The organism is Streptomyces sp. NPDC056628 (genome assembly GCF_042792555.1).
Lineage (GTDB): Bacteria > Actinomycetota > Actinomycetes > Streptomycetales > Streptomycetaceae > Streptomyces.
Window position 1 is genome coordinate 308964 of the sequence record NZ_JBHTWG010000003.1, and the last position, 19833, is coordinate 328796.

Annotated in this window: 14 protein-coding genes and 1 pseudogene; 4 read left to right on the forward strand and 11 right to left on the reverse strand. The window is 71.4% G+C overall.

Features of this window, described 5'->3' with window-relative positions:
• Positions 1 to 13: 13 nt before the first annotated feature.
• From ACFRAC_RS07045 to ACFRAC_RS07075, 7 genes are all read right to left on the reverse strand, one after another.
• Positions 14 to 1228, reverse strand: coding sequence for an acyl-CoA dehydrogenase family protein (locus ACFRAC_RS07045; protein ID WP_382921921.1), 1215 nt, complete (start codon positions 1226 to 1228; stop codon positions 14 to 16).
• Positions 1229 to 1231: 3 nt separating this feature from the next.
• Positions 1232 to 1744: a MaoC family dehydratase gene (locus tag ACFRAC_RS07050; protein WP_121751070.1), complete on the reverse strand. Its 513-nt coding sequence runs from the start codon at positions 1742 to 1744 to the stop codon at positions 1232 to 1234.
• Positions 1745 to 1749: 5 nt separating this feature from the next.
• Positions 1750 to 2712 carry an HpcH/HpaI aldolase/citrate lyase family protein gene (locus ACFRAC_RS07055; protein ID WP_382921923.1) on the reverse strand — a complete coding sequence of 321 codons (963 nt, stop codon included), beginning with the start codon at positions 2710 to 2712 and terminating at the stop codon, positions 1750 to 1752.
• The gene (locus ACFRAC_RS07060; protein ID WP_382921925.1) at positions 2709 to 4736 is read right to left on the reverse strand and encodes a protein meaA; all 2028 of its coding nucleotides are present in this window, start codon (positions 4734 to 4736) and stop codon (positions 2709 to 2711) included. Before ACFRAC_RS07060 ends, ACFRAC_RS07055 begins: the two co-directional genes overlap by 4 nt.
• Positions 4737 to 4746: 10 nt before the next feature.
• Positions 4747 to 6090, reverse strand: a complete 1344-nt coding sequence (ccrA, locus tag ACFRAC_RS07065) for a crotonyl-CoA carboxylase/reductase (RefSeq protein ID WP_382921927.1) — start codon at positions 6088 to 6090, stop codon at positions 4747 to 4749.
• A 440-nt stretch (positions 6091 to 6530) separates the two neighbouring features.
• Positions 6531 to 7340 carry a TetR family transcriptional regulator gene (locus ACFRAC_RS07070; protein ID WP_382921929.1) on the reverse strand — a complete coding sequence of 270 codons (810 nt, stop codon included), beginning with the start codon at positions 7338 to 7340 and terminating at the stop codon, positions 6531 to 6533.
• Positions 7341 to 7476: 136 nt separating this feature from the next.
• Complete coding sequence (locus ACFRAC_RS07075; RefSeq protein ID WP_382921931.1) at positions 7477 to 9282, reverse strand: 3-hydroxyacyl-CoA dehydrogenase family protein; 1806 nt, start codon at positions 9280 to 9282, stop codon at positions 7477 to 7479.
• 353 nt (positions 9283 to 9635) lie between these two features.
• Between ACFRAC_RS07075 and ACFRAC_RS07080 the strand changes: the two genes are divergently transcribed.
• Positions 9636 to 10211 (forward strand): adenylosuccinate lyase, encoded by a 576-nt coding sequence (locus ACFRAC_RS07080; RefSeq protein ID WP_382921933.1) that lies wholly within the window; start codon positions 9636 to 9638, stop codon positions 10209 to 10211.
• Positions 10212 to 10233: 22 nt separating this feature from the next.
• Here ACFRAC_RS07080 and ACFRAC_RS07085 read toward each other — a convergent pair whose 3' ends face one another.
• The 4 genes and pseudogenes from ACFRAC_RS07085 to ACFRAC_RS07100 all read right to left on the reverse strand — a co-directional run bounded on the left by ACFRAC_RS07085 (position 10234) and on the right by ACFRAC_RS07100 (position 13984).
• Positions 10234 to 10767 (reverse strand): GNAT family N-acetyltransferase, encoded by a 534-nt coding sequence (locus ACFRAC_RS07085; RefSeq protein ID WP_382921935.1) that lies wholly within the window; start codon positions 10765 to 10767, stop codon positions 10234 to 10236.
• 49 nt (positions 10768 to 10816) lie between these two features.
• A pseudogene (locus ACFRAC_RS07090) lies at positions 10817 to 11179 on the reverse strand (Rid family hydrolase); the annotation flags it as partial.
• Between the two features lie 46 nt (positions 11180 to 11225).
• Positions 11226 to 12797 (reverse strand): alpha/beta hydrolase, encoded by a 1572-nt coding sequence (locus tag ACFRAC_RS07095; protein ID WP_382921937.1) that lies wholly within the window; start codon positions 12795 to 12797, stop codon positions 11226 to 11228.
• 146 nt (positions 12798 to 12943) lie between these two features.
• Complete coding sequence (locus ACFRAC_RS07100) at positions 12944 to 13984, reverse strand: Rv2578c family radical SAM protein (protein ID WP_382921939.1); 1041 nt, start codon at positions 13982 to 13984, stop codon at positions 12944 to 12946.
• A gap of 191 nt (positions 13985 to 14175) precedes the next feature.
• Here ACFRAC_RS07100 and ACFRAC_RS07105 point away from each other — a divergent pair, with 191 nt between their 5' ends.
• The 3 genes from ACFRAC_RS07105 (at position 14176) to ACFRAC_RS07115 (ending at position 19788) form a co-directional block, all read left to right on the forward strand.
• Positions 14176 to 14619, forward strand: a complete 444-nt coding sequence (locus ACFRAC_RS07105; RefSeq protein ID WP_382921941.1) for an SRPBCC family protein — start codon at positions 14176 to 14178, stop codon at positions 14617 to 14619.
• A 164-nt stretch (positions 14620 to 14783) separates the two neighbouring features.
• Complete coding sequence (locus ACFRAC_RS07110; protein ID WP_382921943.1) at positions 14784 to 17168, forward strand: MFS transporter; 2385 nt, start codon at positions 14784 to 14786, stop codon at positions 17166 to 17168.
• A gap of 184 nt (positions 17169 to 17352) precedes the next feature.
• Positions 17353 to 19788 carry a SpoIIE family protein phosphatase gene (locus tag ACFRAC_RS07115; RefSeq protein WP_382921945.1) on the forward strand — a complete coding sequence of 812 codons (2436 nt, stop codon included), beginning with the start codon at positions 17353 to 17355 and terminating at the stop codon, positions 19786 to 19788.
• The last annotated feature ends 45 nt before the right edge of the window (positions 19789 to 19833 follow it).

The following is a 19833-nucleotide window of genomic DNA, read 5'->3' on the forward strand; positions in this document are numbered from 1 at the left end:
CGAACTCGGACATCTATCCCTGGAACCGATACTCTTCGAGCAGCCTGCGACCGATGATCATTTTCTGGATCTCGGCGGTACCTTCGCCGATGAGCAGCATCGGAGCCTCACGGTAGAGGCGCTCGATCTCGTACTCCTTGGAGAAGCCGTAGCCGCCGTGGATCCGGAAGGAGTCTTCCACGACCTCCTTGCAGTATTCGCTGGCGAGGTACTTCGCCATCCCTGCTTCGAGGTCGTTTCGCTCACCCGAGTCCTTTTTGCGAGCCGCGTTCACCATCATGGCATGCGCGGCCTCCACCTTGGTAGCCATCTCGGCCAGTTTGAACTGGATGGCCTGGTGCTGGGCGATCGGCTTGCCGAAAGTGTGACGCTGCTGGGCGTACTGGACACCCAGTTCGAAGGCACGCTGAGCGACGCCGCAGCCACGCGCCGCCACGTTGACGCGGCCGACCTCGACGCCGTCCATCATTTGGTAAAAACCTCGGCCGGTGACGCCGCCGAGCACCCGATCGGCCGGAACGCGCAGGCCGTCCATGATGAGCTCGGTCGTGTCGACACCCTTGTAGCCCATCTTGTCGATCTTGCCGGGGATGGTGAGTCCCGGGCGGACCTCGCCGAAGCCGGGCTCCTTCTCCACGAGGAACGTCGTCATCGACTTGTGGGGCTTGGCGGCCGCCTCTTCAGGGGAGTGTCCTTCGTCACTTCGGACGAGAACGGCGACCAGAGAGGACGTCCCGCCGTTCGTCAGCCACATCTTCTGGCCGTTGAGGACGTACTCGTCGCCGTCCTTCACCGCCTTCGACGTGATGGCGGACACATCGGAGCCGAGGCCCGGCTCCGACATCGAGAAGGCGCCGCGGATGTCGCCGGCCGCCATCCGCGGAAGGAAGTGCTCCTTCTGCTCCTGCGTGCCGTGCTGCTTCAGCATGTACGCCACGATGAAGTGCGTGTTGATGATGCCGGACACCGACATCCAGCCGCGGGCGATCTCCTCCACGCACAGCGCGTACGTCAGGAGCGACTCGCCCAGACCCCCGTACTCCTCGGGGATCATCAGGCCGAAGAGGCCGAGCTCCTTCAGACCGTCGACGATCTGCTGGGGGTACTCGTCACGGTGCTCCAGCTCGGTGGCGACCGGGATGATCTCCTTGTCCACGAAGTCGCGGACGGTGGAGAGGATCTCCTGCTGGACGTCGGTCAGACCGGCGGTCTGGGCGAGACGGGCCATCGCTTACTTCCCCTGTTCCTTCAGCTCGGGGCGGCCCGGCTGCTCGCCGCCGCGCTCCTTGATGTACGTCTCGGTGGGCACCATCACCTTGCGGCGGAAGACACACACCAGCGTGCCGTCCTGCTTGTAGCCCTTGGTCTCGACGTGGACGATGCCGCGGTCGCTCTTCGACTTCGACGGCCACTTGTCGAGCACGGTCGTCTGACCGTAGATGGTGTCGCCGTGGAAGGTCGGCGCCACGTGCTTCAGCGACTCGATCTCCAGGTTGGCGATCGCCTTGCCGGAGATGTCCGGCACGGACATGCCGAGCAGCAGGGAGTAGACGTAGTTGCCCACGACGACGTTCTTGCCGAAGTCCGTCGTCTTCTCCGCGTAGTTCGTGTCCATGTGGAGCGGGTGGTGGTTCATGGTGAGGAGACAGAACAGGTGGTCGTCGTACTCCGTGACCGTCTTGCCCGGCCAGTGCTTGTACGTCGCCCCGACCTCGAACTCCTCGTAGGTGCGTCCGAACTGCATGACGGTCAGGCCTCCGGGATCTCGAACTTCGACGTGCGCTGCATGCCGGCGGCGCGGCCCTTGCCCGCGATGACCAGGGCCATCTTGCGGCTGGCCTCGTCGATCATCTCGTCGCCGAGCATCGCGGAGCCCTTCTTGCCGCCCGCCTCGGACGTGTAGTAGTCGTACGCGTCCAGGATCAGCTCGGCGTGGTCGTAGTCCTCCTGCGAGGGCGAGAAGATCTCGTTGGACGCCTCGACCTGGCCCGGGTGCAGCACCCACTTGCCGTCGAAGCCGAGCGCGGCGGCGCGCTGGGCGACCTCGCGGTAGCCGTCGACGTTGCGGATCTGCAGGTAGGGGCCGTCGATCGCCTGGAGGTCGTTGGCGCGGGCGGCCATCAGGATCTTCATCAGGATGTAGTGGTAGGCGTCCGCCGGGTAGCCGGGCGGCTGCTCGCCCACGACGAGCGACTTCATGTTGATGGACGCCATGAAGTCGGCCGGGCCGAAGATGATGGTCTCCAGGCGCTGGGAGGCCTGGGCGATCTCGTTGACGTTGTTCAGGCCCTGCGCGTTCTCGATCTGCGCCTCGATGCCGATCTTGCCGACCTCGAAGCCCATCGTCTTCTCGATCTGCGTCAGCAGCAGGTCCAGCGCCACGACCTGCTGGGCCGTCTGCACCTTGGGGAGCATGATGCAGTCGAGGTTCTGGCCGGCCCCCTCGACGACCGTCACGACGTCCCGGTACGTCCACTCGGTCGTCCAGTCGTTGACGCGGACGACGCGCGTCTTGCCCGTCCAGTCGCCCTCGTTGAGGAACTTGACGATGGTGTGCCGCGCCTCGGGCTTGGCGAGCGGCGCGCAGGCGTCCTCGAGGTCAAGGAAGACCTGGTCGGCGGGGAGGCCCTGCGCCTTCTCCAGGAAGCGCGGGTTGCTTCCCGGTACCGCCAGACAGGAGCGGCGGGGACGAAGGCGGTTGACGGTCGTCATGCGGGGACCTCCAGAGGGTCGAGCTTGTTCGCTTTCCGGATCTCGTCGACGATGCGGCCGATGATCCCGGTGATGTCGAAGTCCTTCGGGGTGAAGACGGCGGCCACTCCGGCTTCCTTCAGCTGCTCGGCGTCACCATTCGGGATGATGCCACCGGCTATCACGGGTATATCTGTGGCACCGGCCACACGGAGGCGTTCCAGGACGTCCGGGACCAGCTGCGCGTGCGATCCGGACAGGATCGACAGGCCGACCGCGTGGACGTCCTCGGCGAGGGCCGCGTCCACGATCTGCTCCGGCGTCAGCCGGATGCCCTGGTACACCACCTCGAAGCCGGCGTCCCGGGCGCGCACGGCGATCTGCTCGGCGCCGTTGGAGTGCCCGTCCAGGCCGGGCTTGCCGACCAGGAAGCGCAGCTTGCCCACGCCCATGTCCTGCGCCGTCAGCTCCACCTTGCGGCGCACCTGGGCGAGCGCGGAGCCCTCCTCGGCGGGGATCGCGACCGGCGCCGAGGAGACCCCGGTGGGGGCGCGGAACTCGCCGAACACCTCGCGCAGGGCCCCGGCCCACTCGCCGGTCGTGACGCCGGCGCGGGCGCACTCCAGGGTGGCCTCCATGAGGTTGTCGGTGCCCTTCGCGGCCTCCTTCAGCCGCTCCAGCGCCTTGCAGGGGCGCGGGTGGTTGAAGGGCGGCTGGTACCGCGTGTCGCGCCAGTGCCGGAGCGAGGCGATGACCCGGGCCTCGACGGCCGGGTCGACCGTCTGGATCGCGGTGTCCAGGTCGGCGGTCAGCGGGTTCGGCTCGGTCGTCTCGAAGATGTTGACGCCGACGATCTTCTCCTGGCCGGACTCGATCCGGCCCCGGCGCTCGGCGTGCGAGGCGACGAGCTGCGACTTGAGGTAGCCGGACTCGACGGCCGCCATCGCGCCGCCCATCTCCTGGATCCGCTCGATCTCGGCGAGGGACTCCTCGACGAGCGCCGCGACCTTCGCCTCGACGACATGCGAGCCCTCGAAGATGTCCTCGTACTCCAGCAGGTCGCTCTCGTGCGCGAGGACCTGCTGGATGCGCAGCGACCACTGCTGGTCCCAGGGGCGGGGCAGGCCCAGCGCCTCGTTCCAGGCGGGCAGCTGCACGGCACGCGCGCGGGCGTCCTTCGACAGCGTCACCGCCAGCATCTCCAGCACGATCCGCTGGACGTTGTTCTCCGGCTGTGCCTCGGTCAGCCCGAGGGAGTTGACCTGGACGCCGTAGCGGAAGCGGCGCTGCTTGGGGTTCTCGATGCCGTACCGCTCGCGCGTGATCCGGTCCCAGATCCGCCCGAACGCCCGCATCTTGCACATCTCCTCGATGAAGCGGACGCCCGCGTTCACGAAGAAGGAGATACGGGCCACGACGTCCCCGAACTTCTCCTCGGGGACCTGCCCCGAGGCGCGCACGGCGTCGAGGACGGCGATGGCGGTGGACATCGCGTACGCGATCTCCTGGACCGGCGTGGCGCCCGCCTCCTGCAGGTGGTAGCTGCAGATGTTGATCGGGTTCCACTTCGGGATGTGGGAGACCGTGTACGCGATCATGTCCGTCGTCAGCCGGAGCGAGGGCCCCGGCGGGAAGACGTGCGTCCCCCGCGACAGGTACTCCTTGACGATGTCGTTCTGGGTCGTGCCCTGGAGCCTGGTGATGTCGGCGCCCTGCTCCTCGGCGACGACCTGATAGAGCGCCAGCAGCCACATGGCGGTGGCGTTGATCGTCATCGAGGTGTTCATCTGCTCCAGGGGGATGTCCTGGAACAGCCGGCGCATGTCACCGAGGTGCGCGACCGGCACCCCGACCCGGCCGACCTCGCCGCGGGCGAGGATGTGGTCGGAGTCGTACCCGGTCTGGGTGGGCAGGTCGAACGCGACCGACAGACCGGTCTGGCCCTTGGCCAGGTTGCGCCGGTACAGCTCGTTGGACGCCTCGGCCGTCGAGTGGCCGGCGTACGTCCGCATGAGCCACGGACGGTCCTTCTGGCGCTCTGTCATCGCCCGGCCCTCAGATGTTCCGGAAGCGGTTGATGGCGTCGAGGTGCTTGGCGCGCTTCTCCTCGTCGCGCACGCCCAGGCCCTCCTCGGGGGCGAGGCACAGCACGCCGACCTTGCCCTGGTGGAGGTTGCGGTGCACGTCGTAGGCCGCCTGGCCGGTGTCCTCCAGCGAGTACACCTTCGACAGCGTCGGGTGGATCTTGCCCTTCGCGATCAGCCGGTTGGCCTCCCAGGCCTCGCGGTAGTTGGCGAAGTGGGAGCCGATGATGCGCTTGAGCGACATCCACAGGTAGCGGTTGTCGTACTCGTGCATGTAGCCCGAGGTCGAGGCGCAGGTGGTGATGGTGCCGCCCTTGCGGGTGACGAAGACCGAGGCGCCGAAGGTCTCGCGGCCGGGGTGCTCGAAGACGATGTCGATGTCCTCGCCGCCGGTCAGCTCGCGGATGCGCTTGCCGAAGCGCTTCCATTCCTTCGGGTCCTGGGTGTTCTCGTCCTTCCAGAACTTGTAGTCCTCGGCGTTGCGGTCGATGATCGCCTCGGCGCCCATCGCGCGGCAGATCTCCGCCTTCTGCGGCGAGGAGACGACACAGATCGGGTTGGCGCCGCCGGCGAGGGCGAACTGCGTGGCGTACGAGCCGAGTCCGCCGCTCGCGCCCCAGATCAGGACGTTGTCGCCCTGCTTCATGCCGGCGCCGTTGCGGGAGACCAGCTGGCGGTAGGCGGTGGAGTTCACCAGGCCCGGGGCCGCGGCCTCCTCCCAGCTCAGGTGGTCCGGCTTGGGCATGAGCTGGTTGGACTTGACGAGGGCGATCTCGGCGAGACCGCCGAAGTTGGTCTCGAAGCCCCAGATGCGCTGCTCGGGGTCGAGCATCGTGTCGTTGTGCCCGTCGCTGGACTCCAGCTCGACGGACAGGCAGTGCGCGACGACCTCGTCGCCGGGCTTCCAGGAGTTGACGCCCGGGCCGGTGCGCAGGACGACGCCCGCGAGGTCGGAGCCGATGATGTGGTACGGCAGGTCGTGGCGCTTGGCCAGCTCGCTGGTGCGGCCGTAGCGCTCCAGGAAGCCGAAGGTGGACAGCGGCTCGAAGATCGACGTCCACACCGAGTTGTAGTTCACCGACGAGGCCATGACGGCCACCAGGGCCTCGCCCGGGCCGAGCTCGGGCAGGGGCACGTCGTCGAGGTGGATCGACTTGCGCGGGTCCTTGTCGCGGGTCGTCAGCCCCGCGAACATCTCCGTCTCGTCCTTGTGCACGGTGATCGCGCGGTACGACTCGGGGAGCGGGAGGGCGGCGAAGTCCTCCGACGTGGAGTCGGGCGACTGGATCGCGGCCAGGATGTCCTTCGTGGTCACGTGTTGCCTCCGGCGGTGAGCACCCTGAGGAGGGGCGCTGAGGGTTACGTCGGTGCTGCTGAGGGTTTTTTTCGGGGGAGCCGTCGGTTCGGCCGGTGGTGCTGATCGGCAGCGCATGGTGGCGCGGGAGGTTGCCTGTGACGCAGGCGCCGGGCGCGCAGGCCCCGGGAGGGGCTTGCGGGGACAGCCGGCGTACGAAAGGTCTCTGCACGCCGGCCGCCCGGACTCCTTCAACGTATGGCACGCCGTGTCATCCGGCAAGGCACTGCGTGCCAGAAGTTGCTCTCAGATGAAATCTTTACGTGACAAATGAGCGATGATCGATCGAACGGGCTCGGAGAGCTCCCCCAAAAAGGCCCCTGACATGCCAAAACGGCCACCCGGGCGGGTGGCCGTCATCACAGCGGGGGAGTGGCCGAACCCACTCCCGTCCAGGCGCTTCAGCGCTCCTTGAGGGCCTGCTCGATGGTGCGCATCACCTCGTCCAGCGGCGCGTCCGTCCGCGCCACCGTCACCAGGACCTCGCCCTCGGTCGCCACCGAGGCCGTCGTGGTGCGCGAGGCGGTGTCCCGGCCCGCGCCGATCCCCGTCCCGAACGTGCGGCGCACGATCGCGAAGGCGTGGTCGAGCTGCGCCTCCACGTCGCCCTGCGCGCCGGCCCGCAGCCAGCGCCGCAGCACGTGGTTGTGGGCGGTGACCACCGCCGACGCCGCGACCTCCGCCAGCAGCGGGTCGTCGTTGGCGTCGTCGTCGTGCGCGTGCTCGTCGAAGTGCCCGAGCAGGTAGCGGGTGAACAGGCGCTCGTAGCGGGCCACCGAGGCGATCTCCGCCTCCCGCAGGGTGGGCACCTCACGGGTCAGCTTGTAGCGGGCGACCGAGATCTCCGGCCGGGCCGCGTACATCCGCATGACCTCCTTGATGCCCCGGCACACCGTGTCGAGCGGGTGCTCGTGCGGCGGTGCGGCGTTGAGCACCGCCTCGGCGCGGACCAGGGTGTCGTCGTGGTCCGGGAAGATCGCCTCTTCCTTGGAGCGGAAGTGCCGGAAGAAGGTGCGGCGGGCCACCCCGGCCGCGGCCGCGATCTCGTCGACCGTGGTCGCCTCGTATCCCTTGGTCGCGAACAGCTCCATGGCCGCGGCCGCCAGTTCGCGGCGCATCTTGAGCCGTTGGGCGGCGGCACGGCCGCCCGCGGCACTCTCCGGCGCGTCGGGCGTAGCTGGTGTACGTGAGGACTTGGCGGGCTGGGACATGACCCGAACGTACTGCATGTCCGCAGCTCGATGCGCGTGTACGGGGTTTCCCCCGCCCTGTGCGGGCGGGGGTCCTCCGGCCGGGTCGAGCAGTCCGCCCCAGTCGCGGTCGCCTCGGAACCAGTCGCCGATGCCGTCAGCGGCGGGCATATTCACGGAAGCCGCGGCCGGTCTTGCGGCCGAGGCAGCCCGCGGCCACCAGGTGCTCCAGCAGGGGCGCCGGAGCGAGGCCCGGGTCGCGGAACTCGCGGTGCAGGACCTTCTCGATGGCCAGCGAGACGTCCAGCCCGACGACGTCCAGCAGCTCGAACGGGCCCATCGGGTAGCCGCCGCCCAGCTTCATCGCGGCGTCGATGTCGTCGAGCGACGCGTAGTGCTCCTGCACCATCTTGATCGCGTTGTTCAGGTACGGGAACAGCAGGGCGTTCACGATGAACCCGGCCCGGTCGCCGCAGTCGACGGCGTGCTTGCGGATCTTGCCGCAGACCTCGCGGACCGTGGCGTGCACGTCGTCGGCGGTCAGGACCGTGCGGACGACCTCGACCAGCTTCATGGCCGGCGCCGGGTTGAAGAAGTGCATGCCGATCACGTCCTGCGGACGCGAGGTGGCCCGGGCGCAGGCGACGACGGGCAGCGAGGAGGTCGTGGTGGCGAGCACCGCGCCCGGCTTGCAGACCTTGTCCAGCGCGGTGAACAGCTGCCGCTTGACGTCCAGGTCCTCGGCGACGGCCTCCACGGCCAGGTCGACGTCGGCGAACGCGTCGTAACCGCCGGCCGCGGTGATCCGGTCCAGGGTCTGCGCGGCGGCCTCGGCGGTCATACGGCCCTTGTCCACGGACCGCGACAGCGACTTGCCGATGCGCGCCTTCGCGGCCTGCGCCTTCTCCTCGCTCCGGGCGGCGAGGACGACGTCGTACCCGGCCTTGGCGAAGACCTCGGCGATGCCGGACGCCATGGTGCCGGAGCCGGCCACGCCGACGGAGCGGACGGTCCGGCCGGGCGTCAGGGCGGCGCCCTCCAGCGGCGTCAGCGCGTCCCGCACGACGGTGGCGCTGCCTGGAGCCTCGTAGGTGTAGAAGCCGCGGCCCGACTTACGGCCCGTCAGGCCGGCCCCGCTGAGCTGCTTGAGGATCGGGGCGGGCGCGTGCAGCCGGTCGCGGGACTCGGTGTACATGGCGTCCAGGACCGTACGGGCGGTGTCGATGCCGATCAGGTCGAGCAGGGCGAGCGGCCCCATGGGCAGCCCGCAGCCCAGCCGCATCGCGGCGTCGATGTCCTCGCGGGAGGCGTACTTCGCCTCGTACATCGCGGCGGCCTGGTTGAGGTAGCCGAACAGCAGGCCGTCGGCGACGAATCCCGGCCGGTCGCCGACGGCGACGGGCTCCTTGCCCAGGTCCAGGGCGAGGTTGGTGACCGCCGTGACGGCGGTCGGCGCGGTCAGCACCGAGGAGACGACCTCGACGAGCTTCATGGCCGGCGCGGGGTTGAAGAAGTGCAGGCCGAGCACGCGCTCGGGCCGGGCCGAGTCGGCCGCGAGCCGGGTCACCGACAGGGCGTTGGTTCCGGTCGCGAGGATCGTCTCGGGGCGGACGATGGCGTCCAGCTCCCGGAAGATCTGGTGCTTGATCTCGTACGACTCCGGAGCCACCTCGATGACCAGGTCCACGTCGGCCGCGGCCCGCAGGTCGGTGGAGGTGCGGACGCGGGCGAGGGCGTCCACGCGCTCCTGCTCGGTGAGCCGGCCGCGTGCTACCGCACGGGCGGTGGAGGACTCCAGGGCGGCGACGGCCTGGGCGGCCACGGCCTCGCTGACGTCGATGCCGACGACCTCGCGGCCGGCCTTGGCGAGGACTTCGGTGATGCCGGTGCCCATCGTGCCGAGGCCGACCACGGCGACGGTCTTGAGAGGGGACAGGGAGGTGTCGGACAGGGGAGTGGCCATCGCGGGACTCCAGGAATGAAGGTGACGACTGGGAACGCGCCCGGACGCGCCGGATGCGGAAGGAGTGCGGGTGTTGCCGGGCTGCGAGCGCACACGCCCGGTGCCGTCGCTGCGGACGTGCACACGTCCGAGGAGCGGTGATGACCGACCGGCCCTGTCCCGTGGCCGCGTCGTACTGAGGTACCTGGGTACCGAACCGACTGCTCTCGCGAGGGCTGCGTCACCAGGCCGCCGCGAGGGGGTGCGAGTGGGTAACTCGCTCTTCTGAGCTTAACTGCCGGGTAACGAGCGCGCCACCCCCCGGGTTTGTGATGTAGGTCCCGAGTCCGCGACGTCGCGCCTAATCTCTTCCCATGAGCGAAGAGTTGCGATCACTCACGGAGCGCTTACGGCAGGAGTCCGGAGCGACACCCGCCTACGAGCGCCTCGTGGCCACCGGCGACCTCGACGAACTGGCGGAGGTGCTGATCGCGCCAGGACAGCCCCTGTGGGCCAGGGAGTTGGCCGCGTTCCGGCTCGGACTCGCCGGGGACCGGCGGGCGTTCGAATCCCTCGTCCTGCTGCTGAACCACCGGGACCCGCAGCGCTGCGCCTCCGCGGCGCACGCCCTCGCCCGGCTCGGCGACCCCCGTACGGCCCGCGCGGCGGCCGCCCTCGCCACCAACGAACTGCGGGTCGCCTACGCGCTGCACCCGGTCCGTCTGCTGGTCGAACTGCGCGCCCCCGAGGCGGTGCCCGCCCTCATCACCACGCTGGAGCGGCGGCTGCGCCCGCACGACCCCTACCGCCGGGTGGCCCTCGCCTGCGTCGAGGGGCTGGGCGCGCTCGGCGACGACCGGGCGCGGCGCGTCCTGAACGAGGCGCTGGCCCACCCGGCCCTGGCGGAGGCCGCGGTGCGGGCCCTGGGCCGGATCCCGCGCCAGCGGTGAGCGTGCGACCGGCCCGCCTCCGTCAGCCGGCCGCCAGGTCCCGGGCGTACCGCACCTCGGGCACCGCCACCCCGTCCACCTCGAAGGGCTCCTCGGCGCCGTCCGGCCCGAAGCCCGCCCGCGCGTAGAAGTGCCGGGCGCGGGCGTTGTCCTGCAGCACCCACAGCAGCACGCGCCGGTACCCGGCGAGCGCGCACCGGCGCATCGACTCCGTGAGCAGGGCGCGACCCGCCCCGGTGCCGATCCGGGCCGGGTCCACGTACAGCGCGTACAGCTCGGCGTCCTCGGTGCGGGCGTCGCCGTCGCGGCAGGGGCCGTGGCAGCCCCAGCCGACGACCCGGCCGCCCTCCTCCGCCACCAGGTTCACCACCGCGGCGCCGGCCGCCGCGAGATGGGTACGGCGCTGTTCGGCGTCCTCGGCCACGTCCATGGCGTCCAGGTACGGCTGCGGCACGATCCCCTGGTAGGCGGCGCGCCAGCCGCCGACGCGGATCTCGGCGACCCGGTCGCAGTCGGCCGGGGTCATGGGGCGGATGGTCAGGCGATCGTCGTCCATGACGGCACTCTAGGGACCGGCCCGCCCGGCCGGCCTCCCGCCAAGCGGGCAGCAGCGCGAGCGCCCAGACCTCCCTCAGGAACTCCGGCCGGACCAGCGCGGCCACCTGTACCGCCGACGCGGCGGGCAGCCGGTCGTCGGGCAGGTGCTCGGCGCGGGCCGCGCGGAGGGCGGGCATGAAGGGCGTGTCCGTGACGAAGCGGGTGAGCTTCACGACGTCGTCGAAGGTCGCGCCCGCCGCCGCCGGACACCGCCGCGGGTTCTCGAAGACCTGACGGGCCTGGGCCGCCGGGGCGCCCGCGCCCACGAGCGCGCCGTCCTGGTCCACCGCGCGCCGGCCGGAGACGGCGACGAGGCGGCCGGTGCCGAGCATCACATGGCTGGACCGGGCGGCCGGGGCGACCCGGTCCATGGCGGACCAGGGCTCCCGTCCCCGCCCCCGACGGGTCGTCAGGCGGTCAGGGCCGGAAGCCGACCAGCTCGTGGAGCTCGGTGCCGCGTGCCGTCGCCGCCGTCGTCTTCGCGGTCGTCGGTTCCGGTTCGGGCGAGGCCGCGCAGGTCGCGTCGACCTCACCGGAGCCGCGCGGCAGCGTGCCGTCGGCCAGGTAGGCGGAAAGATGCCGGTCCAGACAGCCGTTGCCGACCAGGGTGACGGCGTGGTTGCCGCCGCCCCGCTCGACGACCAGACGGGAGCCGGCCAGCCGCCGGTGGACGGTGACGGCCCCCTGGTACGGGGTGGCCGCGTCGTCGGTCGCCTGGAAGAGCAGCACCGGCGGCACCTCGGTGTTGACCACGTCCACCGGCCTGAGCGGCTTCTGCGGCCAGAACGCGCACGGCGCGTTGTACCAGGCGTTGTTCCAGGTCATGAAGGGCGCCTTGGTGTGCGCGGCCCAGTTGTCCGCCCGCCAGCGATGCCAGTCGCGCGGCCAGGCGGCGTCTCGGCACTGCACGGCGGCGTAGACGCTGTAGCCGTTCCCGCTGCCCTCGTCCGCCGCGCCGAACCGCTTGTACGCCTCGACGAGCGGGCCGCCGTCCCGGTCGTTCGCGTACGCCGCGAACGCCTGGGCGAGCTGCGGCCAGTAGCCGTTGTAGTAGCCGCCGGGCAGGAAGGTGTCCTCCAGTTCGGCCGGGCCCACCGTCCCGCCGGCCGGGGTCCGCGCCAGCGCCGTCCGCAGGGCGTACCACCGATCCTCGACCCGGGCCGGGTCCGTGCCGAGCCGGTACGTCCGGTCGTGCCGGGCGACCCAGGCCAGGAAGGCGCGGTGCCGGTCGTCGAAGGCGAAGTCCTGGGCGAGGTTGTCGTCGTACCAGACGCCGGTGGGGTCCACGACCGAGTCCAGCACCGCCCGCCGCACCCGCTGCGGGAAGAGCTTGGCGTAGACCGCGCCGAGATAGGTGCCGTACGAGTAGCCGAAGTAGCTGATGCGGGGCGCGCCCAGGGCGGCGCGGATCAGGTCCAGGTCGCGCGCGGCGCTGACGGTGTCGATGTACGGCAGCACGTCGGCGTACTTCTCGCCGCACGCGCGGGCGAACTCCTTCGCGCGCCGCAGGTTGGCGCGCTCCACCCAGGGCGTGCTCGGCACGGACTCCGGGCGCACGGGCGCGAAGTGCGTGGGACGGCAGTCCAGCGCCGGGCGGCTCCTGCCCACGCCGCGCGGGTCGAAGCCGACGACGTCGTACTGCGCCGCCACCGCCTTGGGCAGGGCCGAGGCGACGAAGCCGGCCAGCACGAGACCGCTGCCGCCCGGCCCCCCGGGGTTGACCAGGAGCGGGCCCTGGTACGTCTTCGCGGTGTGCGGGACGCGGGAGAGGGCCAGCGTGATCGTGCTGCCCTTCGGGGCGGCGTGGTCGAGCGGCACCTTCAACGAGGCGCACTGGAGCGTCGGGTACTTCGAGGTGCCGCACTTCTTCCAGGTGAGGGGCGCGGCCTCGGCGGCGGTGGGCGGGGCGCTCGCCTCGGCGGGGACGGCGGTGAGGCTTCCGGCCACGACGAGCGCGGCGCCGCACAGAACGGTTGCGCGTTTTCCCATGGGTCCTCCCAGGACGGAGGGTCGCGGGCCGCGCGTGCCACGGCCCTGGCCGCATTCGTCCCGGAACGGGCGCCCGGAGGAACGGGTTCCGCCTGGATGTGACCCGATCGGGTCGTGAGATGCCCCCCGATGCCGCCTGACACCCCCTAGAGCAGTGTGAGCTGGGTGGGCCCGGGGTCGGGTGCCGGCTCGGCGGGGAGGGGTGCGCGGATGCGGCGGGGCGTGCCAGAGCGGGCGGGGCCGATGCCGTACTCCCGGGCGAGCTCGTGCACCTGACGGGTGATACGGCGCTGGTACCACTTCGGCGCGTAGGCGCCGTCCGCGTACAGCCGCTCGTAGCGCCGCACCAGATGCGGGTGCTCGCGGCCGAGCCACGCCATGAACCACTCGCGCGCGCCGGGCCGCAGATGCAGCACCAGCGGGGTGACGGACGTGGCGCCGGAGGCGGCGATGGCCCGCACGGTGGCCCGCAGCTGCGCCGGCTGGTCGCCGAGGAACGGGATGACCGGCGCCATCAGCACCCCGCACCCCAGGCCGTGCTCGGTCAGGGTCCGCACGACGTCCAGGCGCCGCTCGGGAGCGGGGGTGCCCGGCTCCACGGTGCGCCACAGCTCGCGGTCGACGAAGCCGACGGAGACGGAGACGCCGACGTCCGTGACCTCGGCGGACTGCTTGAGCAGATCGAGGTCGCGCAGGATCAGCGTCCCCTTGGTCAGGATCGAGTAGGGGTTGGCGTGGTCGCGCAGCGCCGCCAGGATGCCCGGCATCAGGCGGTAGCGGCCCTCGGCCCGCTGGTAGCAGTCGACGTTGGTGCCCATCGCTATGTGGTCGCCCTGCCAGCGGCGGGAGGACAGCTGCCGGCGCAGCAGTTCCGGCGCGTTCACCTTCACCACGATCTGGGAGTCGAAACCGAGGCCCGTGTCGAGGTCGAGGTAGCTGTGGGTCTTGCGGGCGAAGCAGTACACGCAGGCGTGCGAGCAGCCCCGGTACGGGTTCACCGTCCACTCGAAGGGCATGCGCGAGGCGCCCGGCACCCGGTTCACGATCGAGCGGGCCCGGATCTCGTGGAAGGTGATCCCGGCGAACTCGGGCGTGTCGAAGGTGCGGGTGACCACGGCGTCCGCGCCGAACAGACCGGTGTCGGCCCGGCTGTGGTCGGTCTCCAGGGCGAGGTTCTCCCAGCGCATGGTGCCTCCTCGGTTGCACTGACCCCAGAATAGAACACATGTTCCCTTGATCGTGCTACCCCTGGCCCGTCTTCGTTTCCGATCGCCTCGCGACCGGTTCCGTGAGCCGATCGGCACCCCGATTTGGGCGGGGTGCCACCGGGGTGGTTGGCTTGCCCCAACCCCGAGAACTCAGGTCCTGGAGGAAGTCGATGGCGCAGGTCGAGGCCACTACGGAGCGGGTCGTCGCGGCGGACGCGGAGAAGGTGTTCGACGCCCTCGCCGACTACACCGGCACCCGGCGCAAGCTGCTGCCCGAGCACTTCAGCGAGTACGAGGTGCGCGAGGGCGGCGACGGCGAGGGCACCCTCGTCCACTGGAAGCTCCAGGCCACCAGCAAGCGCGTGCGCGACTGCCTCCTGGAGGTCAGTGAGCCCACCGACGGCGAGCTCGTCGAGAAGGACCGCAACTCCTCGATGGTCACCACCTGGCGGGTCACCCCGGCCGGGGAGGGCAGGTCCCGGGTCGTCGTCACCAGCACCTGGCAGGGCGCCGGGGGCATCGGCGGCTTCTTCGAGCGGACCTTCGCGCCCAAGGGCCTCGGCCGGATCTACGACGCGCTGCTCGCCAACCTCGCCGCCGAGGTGGAGAAGTAGCCCCCGGGGCCACTCAACCCGCCGGAGTCCGGCGGCCGTTGTCGTCCTCACCGGATCGAGTGGTTCTCTTCCGCGACCGACCTGGTTCCGTAACTCGTCGCGCTTGCCCGTAGTTGTTCGCCTACGCGGACATGGTGCGGCAGCGCGACGAGGGGAGCGGGTACGTGGGCGGAAGCACTCTGGTACAGGACGAACCGGTCGTCGCACCCCCGGACGTCCCCCCGCCCGCCCCCGGCATCGCGGGCGAACTCGCCCCGCGCCGGGTGCGGTTGGTCTTCTTCGCCCTGATGCTCGCGCTGCTGCTGGCCGCGCTGGAGCAGATGATCGTCGCCACCGCGCTGCCGAAGATCGTCGGTGAGCTGCACGGCCTCGACCGGATGTCCTGGGCGATCACCGCCTATCTGCTCACCGCCACCGTCGGACTGCCGGTCTACGGCAAGCTCGGCGACCTGTTCGGCCGCAAGGGCGTCTTCCAGTTCGCCATCGTCGTCTTCGTCGTCGGCTCCGCGCTCGCGGGACGGGCCGGGACCATGGACCAGCTGATCGCGTACCGGGCCGTCCAGGGCGTCGGCGCCGGCGGACTCATGATCGGCGTCCAGGCGATCATCGCCGACATCGTGCCCGCCCGTGAGCGGGGCCGCTACATGGGCCTGATCGGCGCCGCGTTCGGCCTCGCCTCGGTCGCCGGTCCACTGCTCGGCGGCTACTTCACCGACCACCTCTCCTGGCGCTGGTGCTTCTACATCAACGTCCCCTTCGGCCTGGTCACCCTCGCCGTCGTCGCCGTCGTGCTGAAGCTCCCCAAGCCCGAGGGCCGGGCCCGGCTCGACGTCCTCGGCGCCCTGCTGCTCGCCGCCGCCTCCACCTGCCTGGTCCTGCTGACCAGTTGGGGCGGCACCGAGCACCCCTGGGACTCCCGCGTCATCCTCGGCCTCGGCGCCGGAGCGGCGGCCGCCTCGGTCCTGTTCCTCGTCGTCGAGCGCTTCGCTCCCGAACCCCTCATCCCGCTGCGGCTGTTCAGGGACTCCGTCTTCAACGTCACCGCCCTGGTGGGCCTCGTGATCGGCGTCGCGCTGTTCGGCGCGGCCAGCTATCTGCCGACCTTCCTGCAGATGGTCGGCGGGGCCACCGCCACCGAGTCCGGGCTGCTCATGCTCCCCATGATGGGCGGCATCGTCGGTGCCTCCATCATCTGCGGCCAGCTCATCAGCCGCACCGGCCGCTACCGGATCCACCCCCTGCTCGGCAGCGCCCTGGCCGCCCTCGGCATGTGGCTGCTGTCCCGGCTGGAGACCGACACGCCCCGGCTGCACTACAGCGTCTGGATGGCCGTGCTCGGCGCCGGCATCGGCATGGTGATGCCGGTCCTCGTCCTCGCCGTGCAGAACTCCGTGCGCCCGGCCGACCTCGGCACGGCCACCAGCGCCAACAACTACTTCCGGCAGATCGGCGGCAGCGTCGGCGCGGCCGTCTTCGGCACCCTCTTCGCCGACCGGCTGACCGACGCCCTCGCCGACCGGCTCCCCGCGCGGGCGGGCGCGGAACTGCCCGACGCCGAGGCCATCACCCCGCAGCTCGTCCACACCCTGCCCCCGGCGCTGCGCGACGCCTACATCCAGGCGTACGCCGACGCCATGCCGAGGATCTTCCTGTACCTCGTCCCGGTGCTCGTGCTGGGCCTGCTCATCGCCTTCTTCCTCAAGGAGAAACCCCTGGTGACCCACAACGCCCCCACCGAGGAGACCGGCCCCGCCGCCCGGCCGGCCGTCCCGCAGGCCCGCTCGCCGCACGGCGCCCCGCTCCCCGTCCGCGGCGCCGTCCAGCACGCAGACGGCACCGTGGTACCCCGCGCGGCGCTGACCCTGATCGACGTCGCCGGACAGCAGGTCGGCCGGGCCACCAGCGCGGAGGACGGGCGGTTCGCCCTGGCCGCCCCCGGACCCGGGGCGTACGTCATGATCGCCGCCGCCGGCGGGCACCAGCCGCAGGCCGTCTCCGTCACCGTGGGCGAGCGCCCCGTCGACCTCGACATCCTGCTCGGCGGCGCCGGGCGCCTCGCCGGACGGGTGCTCAGCCCCGACGGCACCCCCGTGGACGCCACCGTCACCCTCACCGACGTCCGCGGCGAGGTCGTCGCCACCACCCGCAGCGAACGCGAGAGCGGCTACGTCATCACCGAACTGATCGCCGGGGAGTACACCCTCGCCGCCAGTTCGACCGCGTTCCGGCCCGCCGCCGTCCCGGTCACCGTCAAGGCGGCCCGCGAGACCCGGCAGGACATCGAACTCGCGGGCGGCGCCGCTCTGCGCGGCACCGTCCGGGCCGGCGGCGGACGCCCCGTCGAGGACGCCCGCGTCACCCTGCTCGACGCGGCCGGCAACGTCGTGGACACCCTCACCACCGGACCCGACGGCACCTTCCGGTTCACCGACCTCTCCTCCGGCGAGTACACGGTCATCGCCGCCGGTTACCCGCCGGTCGCCACCGTGCTCCAGGTCGCCCGCGGCGGGCGCACGGAACGCGACCTCCAGCTCGGGCACGAGGACTGACCCCGCCGCCCGACCCGCCGCTGTCCTGCGGGAAAGGGGCGCGGCCGGATCTTTCCGCCCCCGCGCGCGCCGTTGTGAACCCGGTACATCAATTCCCCTATTGCCACACATCCCCGAGGCGGGGACCCGTACGGTGGTGGGGGCGCGCAGATCTTGCGGACCGTGGGGAGAGAGGGCCTGGGCCATGGACCGTGGCACCGAAAGGGACGGCGCGGCGACGGAGCACGCCGCGACCGGACGCATCCCGCTCGCCGTGGTGGTGGTCGACCGCGCGGGGCTCGTCTCCCACTGGAGCTCCGGCGCGCGCCGCCTCTTCGGCGCCACCAAGGAGGAGGCGATCGGGCACCCCGCCGTCGACCTCCTGCCGGTGTCCGGAGCACTGCCCGAGGACGACGACATCTCGCCGTACGGGCCGTACGGGGCCTACGACGACACGGGGCACGACCTGGAGACGTCCCTCGACGGGCGGCTGTACTACCCGGCCGCCGGCCGGGCCCGGCTGACCGTGCCCGAGCGGGACCGCGTCGACGTCCTGTGGTGGGCCTACCCCCTGGTGGGCCCCGGACCGGAGCGGCTGCTCGTGCTCGGCGCCGACGTCGGCCGGCTCCAGCAGGAGACCGCCGGCGACGACCCCGGCTTCGACCGGGTGGCGCCCGCCTTCGCCCTGCACACCGACTTCCCCGGCGCCGAGGAACTCGCCTCGAAGCTCCCCGAGATCCTGCCCAGCGTGAGCGTCGACGAGAGCGCCCGGATCGTCGGCCAGATCCTGGAACTCGGCTACCCCGTCCTGGAGTTCAGCCAGAACGACCGGGTGCCCGTCACCCCCGACTGGGGCGTGCCCCGGCGCGTCGAACGCCGGGCCCGCCGGGAGCGGGCCGCCCGGGCCGCCGCCCACGGCTTACCGGCACCGGCCGAGGATCCCGACGACGGTGAGGACCTGGAGTACGCCGCCGTACGCGAGCGCCTGGAGTTCCTGAACGAGGTCAGCGGCCGCATCGGCACCTCCCTCGACCTGGCGCAGACCATCGTCGAGGTCAGCAAGGCCGTCGTCCCCCGCTTCACCGACGTCGCCGGCACCTATCTGCGCGAACAGGTCGTCGCCGGCGAGGGCTTCCCCGACGGGGTGCCGGACACCACCACGATGTGGCACCGGGTCGCCCTCGAGCACACCGACGAACCCGGCCGCTGGGACGACGTCGTACCGGTCGGCGAGGCCATGCCCTTTCCGGCCCACACCCCGTTCTTCCGGTGCATGACGACCGGCGAGCCCGTGCTCGTCCCGCGGATCAGCCCCGAGGCGGGTCACGCCATCGCGTCCCAGTTCGAGAAGCGGGACATCCGCCCGCTGATCACTGGCCGCTCGATGCTGGTCGTCCCGCTCAAGGCCCGCGACGTCGTCCTCGGCTTCATGATCCTGCTGCGCCACCCCGAACGCGTCGAGTTCAACGACATGGACCGGGTCACCGGGGCCGAACTCGCCGCCAGAGCGGGCCTCGTGCTCGACAACGCCCGGATGTACACGTACCAGGAGAGCGTCGCCGAGACCCTCCAGGACAGCATGCTGCCGCAGATCCCCCGCCGCATGGCGGGCTGCGACATCACCACCCGGTACCTGCCGGGCACGCTCCTCGGCCGGGTCGGCGGCGACTGGTTCGACTCGGTCAAGCTGCCCGGCGCCCGGACCGCCCTCGTCGTCGGCGACGTGATGGGCCACGGCCTCAACTCCGCCGCCATGATGGGCCAGCTGCGCACGGCCGTGCAGACCATGGCCGCCCTCGACCTGCCGCCCGCCCAGCTGCTGCGCAACCTCGACGACCTCGCCCAGCGCCTCGGCGACAACCACCTCGCGACCTGCCTGTACGTCGTCTACGACCCCCTCGCGGGCGAGCTGCGCCTCGCCAACGCGGGCCACATCCCGCCCGTCCTGGTCCGCGCCGACAGCGGGCACGGCGAACTGCTCGACCTGCCCACGGGCGCGCCGATCGGCGTCGGCGGCGTGCCCTTCGAAGAGGCGCGCGTACGCGTCGAGCCCGGCGACCGGATCGTCATGTGCACCGACGGCCTGGTCGAGCTGCGCGGCGAAGACATCGGTGTCAGACTCACCGTCCTGTGCGAATCCGCCGCCCACCCGGCCGCGTCCATGGACGAGGCGTGCGACACCATCATCCGCGCCCTCAACCCGCGCGGCGGCCGCAAGGACGACGTCGCCCTGCTCATGGCCCGCCTCAACGGCATCGCCCCCGCCGACGTCGCCGTGCACCGGCTCGCCCTCGACCCCGCCGAGGCGGGCCGCGCCCGCGCCCTCGTCCGTGAGCAGCTGCGCGCCTGGGACCTGACCCGGCTCGCCGACACCGCCGAACTGCTGGTGAGCGAGCTCGTCACCAACGCCGTCCGGCACTCCCGCGACCGCCCCGTCGAACTGCGGCTCGTACGCGGCGAGACGCTGCTGTGCGAGGTGGACGACGACGAGCACGAGCTGCCGACCCTGCTGGACACCGGACCCGAGGACGCCGCCGGACGGGGGCTGCGCGTCGTGAGCGCGCTCGCCCGCGCCTGGGGCGCGAGCCGTACGGGCACCGGCAAGACCGTCTGGTTCGAGCTGACGCTCGCCGGCCGCTGACGTCCGGCGGAAGTTCCGGACGAGACGTGAAGGTACGCGCCGGGC

Excerpts from the sequence above, each read along its gene's own strand:
- ACFRAC_RS07070 (WP_382921929.1), bottom strand. The coding sequence starts at position 7,340 with ATGTCCCAGCCCGCCAAGTCCTCACGTACACCAGCTACGCCCGACGCG.
- ACFRAC_RS07080 (WP_382921933.1), top strand. The coding sequence starts at position 9,636 with ATGAGCGAAGAGTTGCGATCACTCACGGAGCGCTTACGGCAGGAGTCC.
- ACFRAC_RS07075 (WP_382921931.1), bottom strand. The coding sequence starts at position 9,282 with ATGGCCACTCCCCTGTCCGACACCTCCCTGTCCCCTCTCAAGACCGTC.
- ACFRAC_RS07115 (WP_382921945.1), top strand. The coding sequence starts at position 17,353 with ATGGACCGTGGCACCGAAAGGGACGGCGCGGCGACGGAGCACGCCGCG.
- ACFRAC_RS07105 (WP_382921941.1), top strand. The coding sequence starts at position 14,176 with ATGGCGCAGGTCGAGGCCACTACGGAGCGGGTCGTCGCGGCGGACGCG.
- ACFRAC_RS07060 (WP_382921925.1), bottom strand. The coding sequence starts at position 4,736 with ATGACAGAGCGCCAGAAGGACCGTCCGTGGCTCATGCGGACGTACGCC.
- ACFRAC_RS07045 (WP_382921921.1), bottom strand. The coding sequence starts at position 1,228 with ATGGCCCGTCTCGCCCAGACCGCCGGTCTGACCGACGTCCAGCAGGAG.
- ACFRAC_RS07095 (WP_382921937.1), bottom strand. The coding sequence starts at position 12,797 with ATGGGAAAACGCGCAACCGTTCTGTGCGGCGCCGCGCTCGTCGTGGCC.
- ACFRAC_RS07050 (WP_121751070.1), bottom strand. The coding sequence starts at position 1,744 with ATGCAGTTCGGACGCACCTACGAGGAGTTCGAGGTCGGGGCGACGTAC.
- ACFRAC_RS07085 (WP_382921935.1), bottom strand. The coding sequence starts at position 10,767 with ATGGACGACGATCGCCTGACCATCCGCCCCATGACCCCGGCCGACTGC.
- ACFRAC_RS07055 (WP_382921923.1), bottom strand. The coding sequence starts at position 2,712 with ATGACGACCGTCAACCGCCTTCGTCCCCGCCGCTCCTGTCTGGCGGTA.
- ACFRAC_RS07100 (WP_382921939.1), bottom strand. The coding sequence starts at position 13,984 with ATGCGCTGGGAGAACCTCGCCCTGGAGACCGACCACAGCCGGGCCGAC.